6 protein-coding genes are annotated in these 8028 nt (G+C 69.6%); 3 read left to right on the forward strand and 3 right to left on the reverse strand.

What is annotated here, in order from left to right; all coding sequences use genetic code 11:
* The coding region (locus tag VFF46_RS34520) for an MBL fold metallo-hydrolase (protein ID WP_325041449.1) at positions 1-618 on the reverse strand (618 nt) is incomplete at its 3' end.
* Positions 619-855: 237 nt separating this feature from the next.
* Between VFF46_RS34520 and VFF46_RS34525 the strand changes: the two genes are divergently transcribed.
* On the forward strand, positions 856-2082 hold the full coding sequence (locus VFF46_RS34525) for a DUF349 domain-containing protein (RefSeq protein WP_325041450.1): 1227 nt from the start codon (positions 856-858) through the stop codon (positions 2080-2082).
* A 42-nt stretch (positions 2083-2124) separates the two neighbouring features.
* On the opposite strand, the gene VFF46_RS34530 is transcribed toward VFF46_RS34525, so the two are convergent.
* Positions 2125-5970, reverse strand: a complete 3846-nt coding sequence (locus VFF46_RS34530) for a hypothetical protein (RefSeq protein WP_325041451.1) — start codon at positions 5968-5970, stop codon at positions 2125-2127.
* Positions 5971-6097: 127 nt separating this feature from the next.
* Here VFF46_RS34530 and VFF46_RS34535 point away from each other — a divergent pair, with 127 nt between their 5' ends.
* Entirely contained in the window at positions 6098-6961 is an 864-nt protein-coding gene (locus VFF46_RS34535) for a hypothetical protein (RefSeq protein ID WP_325041452.1), read from the forward strand.
* A 93-nt stretch (positions 6962-7054) separates the two neighbouring features.
* The gene (locus VFF46_RS34540; protein ID WP_325041453.1) at positions 7055-7468 is read left to right on the forward strand and encodes a hypothetical protein; all 414 of its coding nucleotides are present in this window, start codon (positions 7055-7057) and stop codon (positions 7466-7468) included.
* Here the strand turns inward: VFF46_RS34540 and VFF46_RS34545 are convergent.
* Positions 7461-8028 (reverse strand): GrpB family protein (locus VFF46_RS34545; RefSeq protein WP_325041454.1); only part of this gene is annotated, 568 nt, incomplete at its 5' end. The two genes, VFF46_RS34540 and VFF46_RS34545, sit on opposite strands and share 8 nt — an antisense overlap.

Consider the following 8028-nt stretch of genomic DNA (forward strand, 5'->3'; position numbering starts at 1 on the left):
CAGGACGACGATCTCGTCGCGCATCGGCAGGATCTTGGTGGCCAAGGTATGCAGCATCGCCGGATGGTCGCCGCCTGGCAGATCCGTCCGGCCGATCGACCCGGCGAACAACACGTCACCGGAGAACAGCACCGCGGGCACGTCCTGTGTGCCCCTTTGGGGCCCGTCGTACGGCGAGGTGAACGTGACCGAGCCCCTGGTGTGCCCGGGGGCGTGGTCGACGGTGAAGTCGATCCCGGCCAGCTCCAGCCGGCGCCCGTCGGTCAGCTCCTGGACGTCGTCGGGCTCCGCGAACGAGACGTCGCGGCCGAGCAGCATCCGGGCGGCCTCCGGGCTGAGCCCGCTCATCGGGTCGGCCAGCAGGTGCCGGTCGTCCGGGTGGATCCAGGCGGTCGCGTCGTACGTCCCGCAGACCGGGAGCACCGAGAACATGTGGTCGATGTGACCGTGCGTGAGCAGCACCGCGACCGGCTTCAGCTTGTTCTCCCGGACCACCTGCTCGACGCCCGGGGCCGCGTCCATCCCGGGGTCCACGACGATGCATTCCGCGCCCTGGCCGGTGGCGACGACGTAGCAGTTCGTACCCCACGCACCCGCGGGGAACCCGGCGATGAGCACGACAGACCTTCCTGGAACAGGGTTCGGGACCCACCAAGGCTACCGGTCGGGCCGCGGCGATATCGAACCGGATTGTGATCCAACCCCGTTGCGCCTGAGCTGGGAGTTTGTGATTGTTCAGGGATAGGCGTCGAGAAACTGGCTCGACGCGCCCGGTTGGGCCCTGGTCACGCGGTTGGCCCGGGGACTGGCCAGAATGGGCACGAGCGCAGTGCATACCGCCGGAAGGGGCGAGTTGTGGCCGGAGAGAACTGGGGCCGGGTAGCCGAGGACGGAACGGTCTTCGTACGGACGAAGGACGGTGAACGGGCGGTCGGCCAGTGGCCGGACGCGAACCCCGAGGAGGCGCTCGCCTTCTACACCCGGCGGTACGACGCGCTGGCGTTCGAGGTCGAGCTGCTGGAGCAGCGCGTCCAGGCCGGCACCGTGTCGCCGGACGACGCGCGCGCCGCCGTGAAGAAGGTCGGCAGCTCGCTCGAGGACGCGCAGGCGGTCGGCGACCTGGACGGGCTCCGGGCCCGGCTGGACGCGCTCTCCCCGCTGGTCGCCCAGCAGCGCGAACGCCGCAAGGCCGAGCGCGCGGCCAAGGTCGAGGAGGCGCGGTCCGCGAAGACCAAGATCGCCACCGAGGCCGAGACGATCGCGGCCGGCACCGACTGGCGGCACGGCGTCACCCGGCTCCGCGAGCTGCTCGACGAGTGGAAGGCCCTCCCCCGGCTGGACAAGTCGTCTGACGACGAGCTGTGGCACCGGTTCTCCTCGGCGCGGACGACGTACACCCGGCACCGCAAGCAGCACTTCGCGGAGCTGTCCTCCAAGCGCGAGGAGGCCGCCGTCGTGAAGGAACGGCTGGCCGCGGAAGCCGAGTCGCTCGCCTCCTCGAACGACTGGGGCCCGACGTCCGGCCGCTTCCGGGACCTGATGCGGCAGTGGAAGGCCGCCGGCCCCGCGCCGCGCGAGGTCGACGACAAGCTCTGGGCGCGCTTCCGCGCCGCGCAGGACCTGTTCTTCGGCGCCCGGGACGCCGTACAGGCCGAGGAGAACGCCGAACAGGTGGAGAATCTCCGGGCCAAGGAGGCCCTGCTCGTCGAGATCGAGGGCATCCTCCCGGTCGAGGACGCCCGTACGGCGCGCGAACAGCTCCGCGACTACCTGGACCGCTGGGACCAGATCGGCAAGGTCCCCCGCGACTCGATGCGCGCCGTCGACGGCCGGCTGCGCGCCGTCGAACAGGCCGTCAAGGCCGCCGAGGACGAGGTCTGGAACCGCAGCAACCCGGAGGCCCGCGCCCGCGCCGAGGCGACCGTCAAGCAGCTCCAGTCCCTGATCGCGGACCTGGAGAAGCAGGCCGCCAAGTTCGAGTCGCAGGGCAACACCCGCAAGGCCACCGAGGCCCGCGAAGCCATCACCGCCCGCCGCGAGTGGCTCACCCAGGCACAGAACGCGCTCAGCGACTTCAGCTGAACTGATGCGGGCCTCGCGGGCCCGCATCAGTTCAGCCAGTCGTCACGGACCGAAGAAGGTCATCGTCCGGCCGATCAGGTCGGCCTTGTCGGCGGCCGATCCGTAGGCCTCCAGCGGGAACGCCAGGAACACGACCTTGTACGTTCCGGAGTAGGACAGCGCGTCCGACTGCGCCGCGTCGTCGGTGAACGCCGGTTGAGCGCCGCCGTTCGGGGTCAGCTGGTCCTCGAAGTTCGCGTTCAGGACCGTATGGTCCAGTGTCACCGCCCCGATGCCGTTCGTCACCGGATTGCCCGATACGCCGTGCACGGCCGTCGTCGCCTTGTCGTTCTGCGTCTCCGTCCCGTCCCACGTGACGTGCAGGTAGTCGTGGACGAACGCCGTCGTACCGGCGGCCTGGTCCAGGATGTCCTGCCCGGACATCAGCAGCCGGCCTCCGCCGTCCAGGAACGACTTCAAGCGGGCCTCGTACGGCGTGATCGGCCCCGGGTAGCTGTTACCCGTGAACCAGACGACGTTCTTGTGGGCATTCAGGTAGCCCTGCGGCAAGATGTGGTCGGCGCTGAGATCCCAGGTGTCGAACGCGACGCCCTTGGCGGTCAGCGCGGCCGCATACGCAGGCTGTACGTCCGGCGAGTTGTTGTCGTTGTCCACCAGCAGCGTGTCGTTGGTGACCGCGAACGTCTTCACCGTCGCGGACGCGGTCGCACTCGAGCTGCCGACCGAGGTCGCCACCACGGTCGCGGTGTTCGACCCGGTCGCCCCGGTCGGCACCGATACCTTCACGCAGGCGCCGGTCGTCGCACCCGGCGCGATCGCCGGAGTCGTGGTGAGCGGCGTCGTACAGCTCGCGTCCAGGAACGTCACCGGATCGGTCCCGCCGGTGCTCGACATCGTGTAGCTGTCGGTGTTGTAGCCGAGGTTCTTGACCGTCACCGGGTAGGTCACGGTCGACCCCGGACGCGCTCCGTCCGTCTGGGTGGCCGGAGTGATCGCGGCCGCGTACGGCGGAGCGATCGGCGTCGTCACCGGTGACCCGGTGGTGAACGGCCCCTGCGCCGACGTCACCCGGACACCGTCGTCGACGATCGAACGGAGCGTCTTCGACTTCGCGATCCGCACCCCGAGGTGCACGGTCACGCTCTTGCCGGCCGGGATCGTCAGCCCGGACCAGGCCGCGGCGCCGTGGACGTTCGTACCGCCGTTGTCGGCGTCCAGGAACGACGTGTGCGCGGGGATCGGAGCGGTGATCCGCACCCCGGTCGCGTCGGCGTTGCCGGTGTTGTCCACGGTGAGCGTGTAGTCGAGCCGACTCGACGGTCCGACCGGCACGCCCGCGTCCGTCTGGCTCAGGCGCAGCGCGGGAACGGCCGTCGTGTCGTACGTCCGGAATGCGCCGCGACCGTGGGTTCCGGCCGCGAGCACGCGATGCGACGCATCCAGGTCCAGCTGCCAGACCGACACGTTCGGCATCCCGGAGCCCAGCGGCGCCCACTGCCTGCCGCCGTCATGCGTCACGAAGGCCCCGACATCCGTTCCCGCGTACAGGGTGTCCGCGTACGCCGGGTCGAGAACGATCGAGTTCACCGGGCTGTCCGGCAGGTCGAAGCTGACGTTTCTCCAGGTCCTTCCGCCGTCGGTCGTCTTGTAGACGTGGCCCGATCGCGACGGCGTCCCCCGGTTGAAGCCGGCGTACGCGACGTAGGCGATCCGGTAGTTGCTCGGGTCCACCGCGATCTGGGTGATCGGCCGCTTCGGCAGCACGCCGTGGTCGACGCGGGTCCAGGCCGGGGTGTCGGACACCTGCGCGTTGGTGCTCAGGTACACCAGCCCTTCCTCGGACCCGGTGTAGACGGCATTGCCGCCGCCGGTCCCGATCGCCGAGATGGTGCAGCTGCGGCCGCCGTTCGGCGCCGAGCCGGTGCAGCCGGTCGTCAGGTCCGGGCTGATCGGCTTCCAGCGCACGTCACCCGCGGACGGCGCCTTCGCGTTGTCGGTGCGGTAGAGCCGGTACGTACCGAGGAACAGCTGATCGGTCTTCCGCTGGTTCTGCACCCACGGCACGTAGAACTCGGCCCGGTCCTTCGGGTCGATACCCGTCGCGATGGTCTGGTTCGAGAAGAACTGCCCGCCGCCGTCGGTATAGCGGTACGGCGAGATTCCGAAGTACGTACCGAAGACGTAGTTGGGGTCGTTCGGGTCGACCAGGACCTGACCGCCGTCGCCGCTGGCCACGTCGAACCAGGTGTTCGAGGCCGTCGACTTGCGCTCGGTCCCGTTGTCCTGCAGACCGCCCCAGACGCGCCCCGGTACGGTCGGGACGTTCGCGATCGAGGTGAACTGGCCCAACTGCAGACCGGTACGGTGGGTCACCGCCGCGGTCGCCGGATCCACGCTGCCGTTGAGGTTCTGCCAGGTGACGGCCTTCAGCGGGTCGGTACCGTTCGGCCGGCCGCCGCGGTCGGAGCTGTACCACACGCCGCCGTCGTTGCCGATCAGCACGTGCGCCGGGTTCGCGGGGTCCAGCGCGACCGCGTGGAAGTCCGGGTGCAGGTCCCAGCCGAGGTTCTTCCAGGTCTGCCCGCCGTCGTCGGAGCGGAACATGCCGCCGGAGCCGATCGCGTAGTTGAACTGGCCGGCCACGTAGACGATGTTCGGGTTCGCCGGATCGGCGACCACCACGTTGTCGTACGTGCACTGCTCGGCGCAGTAGTCCTCGACCTTGTCGGCCCCGGAACCGGCCGGCAACATCGTCCAGCTCGCGCCCTCGTTCGTGGACTTGAAGATCCGGGCCGGCTGGTCGCTCCAGTTGAAGCCCGCATACAGTACGGCGCTCTGCCCGGCCGGATGCGACAGGCCGATGGAGAACCGCGTCAGCGTGCTCGCGTAGTCGGCAGCCGGGAGCCCCGTCATGATCGGTGCCCAGTGCGCGCCCGCGTCGGTGCTCTTGTAGATCGCGTCGCCCCAGAACGAGCTGTAGAGAATGTTCGGGTTCTGCGGGTCGATCTTCAGGTCCGTGGCGCCGTTCAGCTCGGACTTCGCTTCCTTGAGCAACGTCCAGGTCGTCCCGCCGTCCTTCGACTCCCAGACGCCGTACCGCGAGTGCACCGGAGGCGTCGTACGGCGGGCTCCACCGCGGCCCCGGATGATGGCGGCGTACAGGTGGTTGGCGTTGGTGGGGTCAACGGCCAGCGCGGACGTCGACACACCCGCGAAGAAGTCGCCCGAGACCTGCGCCCAGTGCTGGCCGCCGTCGGTGGACTTCAGAATGCCGTTGCCGAAGTAGCTGTCGCCGGCCAGCGAGCCCTCGCCGGTCCCGGCGTACACGGTCGCGTCGTTGGACGGCGCGACCGCCAGTGCACCGATCGCCAGCGACGGCAGGTTGTCCGTCTTCGGCGACCAGGTGCCGGACGCCTGGTCGTACAGCCAGATGCCGCCCTGCGCACCGCCGAGGATGAACTGCCCGGTGCTCGGCCGGATCGCGAGTGCGCCGATCCGCCCGGACATCGCGGTGAAGATCGGCGTACTGCGGGTCACCTGGACCACCGGGTCCGGACCGATACCGGTCCACGGCCCGGTGAACGTCGCGGGCCCCGGGCTCGTCGCCCGGTTCTTGCGCAGGTCCCGCGCCGAGCGCGCCGCGACCGCGCGCAACGCACCCGCCTGCAGGTTGTCGAGCTTCTGGTCGCCCGCCGTACGGCGACTCATGAAGTACAGGTCCCGCTGCAGCAGGAGCTGCTCGGTCTCCTCGCTCATCCGCGGCGGCGCGGTCCCCGGCTTCAGCACCGGCGTGTCGTCCGCGACCGCACCACCGACCGCCCCTTGCGGCGCCACCACCAGCGCCGCAAGCAGTACCGCGGACCCAAGGCCCGCTATCGAACGCCTCATCCGTACGCCCCTTAGTCCCCCGAGCCCGGTTGTTGGCCTCTGCAACTAGTCCACTCACTGTGGTCCTGTGTCAACCCCCTGTGGACAACTCCGGACCCGCACAAGGGATATCAGTCATCCTGGTCGGATGCTCCCCGCTGACCTCCCCTACTACTGGAGCGGCCTCCCCTTCCGCCCCCATCAAGTAGGCCGCAAACTCAAGTGGCTCCTCGCGCGCGGGGAGATCCGCCCCGTGCTGAAGGACGTGTACGTCGACGTGCGCATTCCCGATTCGCCGCAGCTGCGGGCTGATGCGCTGCGCCTGCTGACACCGCCGGACGCGGTGGTGTGTGGGGCGGCAGCCGCGTGGCTGCACGGGCTCGACACGACCGCGCTCGGGCCTGCGGAGCTCGTCCAGGCGCAGTGGACGCGCAAGGCGCGCGACGAGGTCGAGCTGCACGGCGTGCGCGTTACCAGCCCGATCGCCACCGCGGTCGAGCTCGCGATGCGGCTCCACCGCCCGTTCGCGCTCTCGGCCGTCGACGCGTTCCTGAGAACCGGCAAGGCCGACCTGTTCGCCCTACGGGCCGCGTCGGCTGCGTACGAGCAGCACTCCGGCTACCGCCAGGGCCAGGAGATCCTGCGCTGGGCCGACCGCCGTGCGGCCTCCCCCGGCGAGTCCTGGCTCCGCCTGCGCCTCATCGATGCCGGCTTCGGCCGCCCCGAACCACAAGTCCGCGTAGCAGGCAACGGCCGCACCTACCGCCTGGACCTCGGCTACCCCGACCGCCCGGTCGACGGCCGGCGGCTCGGCCTGGAGTACGACAGCGACCAGTGGCACTCGTCCCCGAAACAACAGCTGAAAGACGAAACCCGCCGCACCGAACTCGACGCCCTCGGCTGGCACATCATCCCCATCCGCCGCCCCGACCTCTGGGGCAGCTACCCCGCCCTGGAACTAGCCGTAGGCAGCTTCCTCTGCCAACACCCCCGCCTTCCCCGCCGCTGGTGAGATCCTGACGCCATGCGCCAGGCCACCCACTCCGAGAATTTCCCGTACCGCGACCGAACCGTCTGCTTCCTCGAGGTCGATCACTCCGGACAGGTGACATCACCTCCAGACGAGGGCGTGTCCGGCCGGGTGCGGTCCGGAGCGAGTCGCCTGTACGCCGTCTGGCCGGGCAAGTACCGCAGCGATCTGTTCCTGATCGACGACATCGACGAGTACGAACGCGCAATCGGGCTGCAGCCGGACCCTGAGCGGACCGGGCTGCAGTCCCACCGGCACGACGTCAGCTGGAGCGTGTCGCCGTACGAGACCGATCCGGCAGGGTCCTACATCAGCGTCGAGGTGGTGCTGGAGTGCGGGTGCGAGTTGCGTGACTTGCGGGCGTTCGCCGTACACATGCGCGAGCAACGTGGGTGGAACGTTGCGGTCACCGGCGGCTGGAGTGGCCAGCGGAGTCCGGGTGCGCTGCCGAAGTACGACGTGCGGGTTCGGCGGGCGAGTCTCAGGTGATGGGTGGGAGGGTCCAGTTGGTTTGGGTGGCCCAGTAGTTGGCGGTGTGGAGGAGGAGTTGGGTGGCGGGGGCTTTGATCTGGCCGTAGTCGGCTAGGTCGGGGACTGACTGGGCCAGGCGTTGTTTGAAGGCGCCCCAGGCGGTGCGGGCTGTGGCGTCGGCGCGGAGGTAGTCGCGGAAGAGCAGTGCGAAGCGGGCGTTGGGGCCGTCGGCGCGGCGGAGGTGAATGTTGGTGAGGCGTTCGCCGACGGGTGGAGCGAAGACGAGCTTTTCGCAGGTCTCGCCGAAGGAGACTTCGGTGCGGTTCCAAGGCTCGGGCCGGCAGCGAAAGCCGGCTGATTCCATCAGAGTGATGAGATCGGGTGCGAGATCCGCGACCCGCACCTGCGCGTCGATGCAGTTCTTCGCGGGAAGGCCGGGGACTGAGGTCGAGCCGACGTGGTCGACCGCCAGAGCGCGCTCGCCGAGCGCAGCCTCAATCCGCTCGGCGAGAGCAGCAAACTCCCCCGGCCACCCCGGGTCATACCCGACGACGGCCACACCCGCACCCAACTCATCC

The organism is Kribbella sp. (assembly GCF_035655035.1).
GTDB lineage: Bacteria > Actinomycetota > Actinomycetes > Propionibacteriales > Kribbellaceae > Kribbella.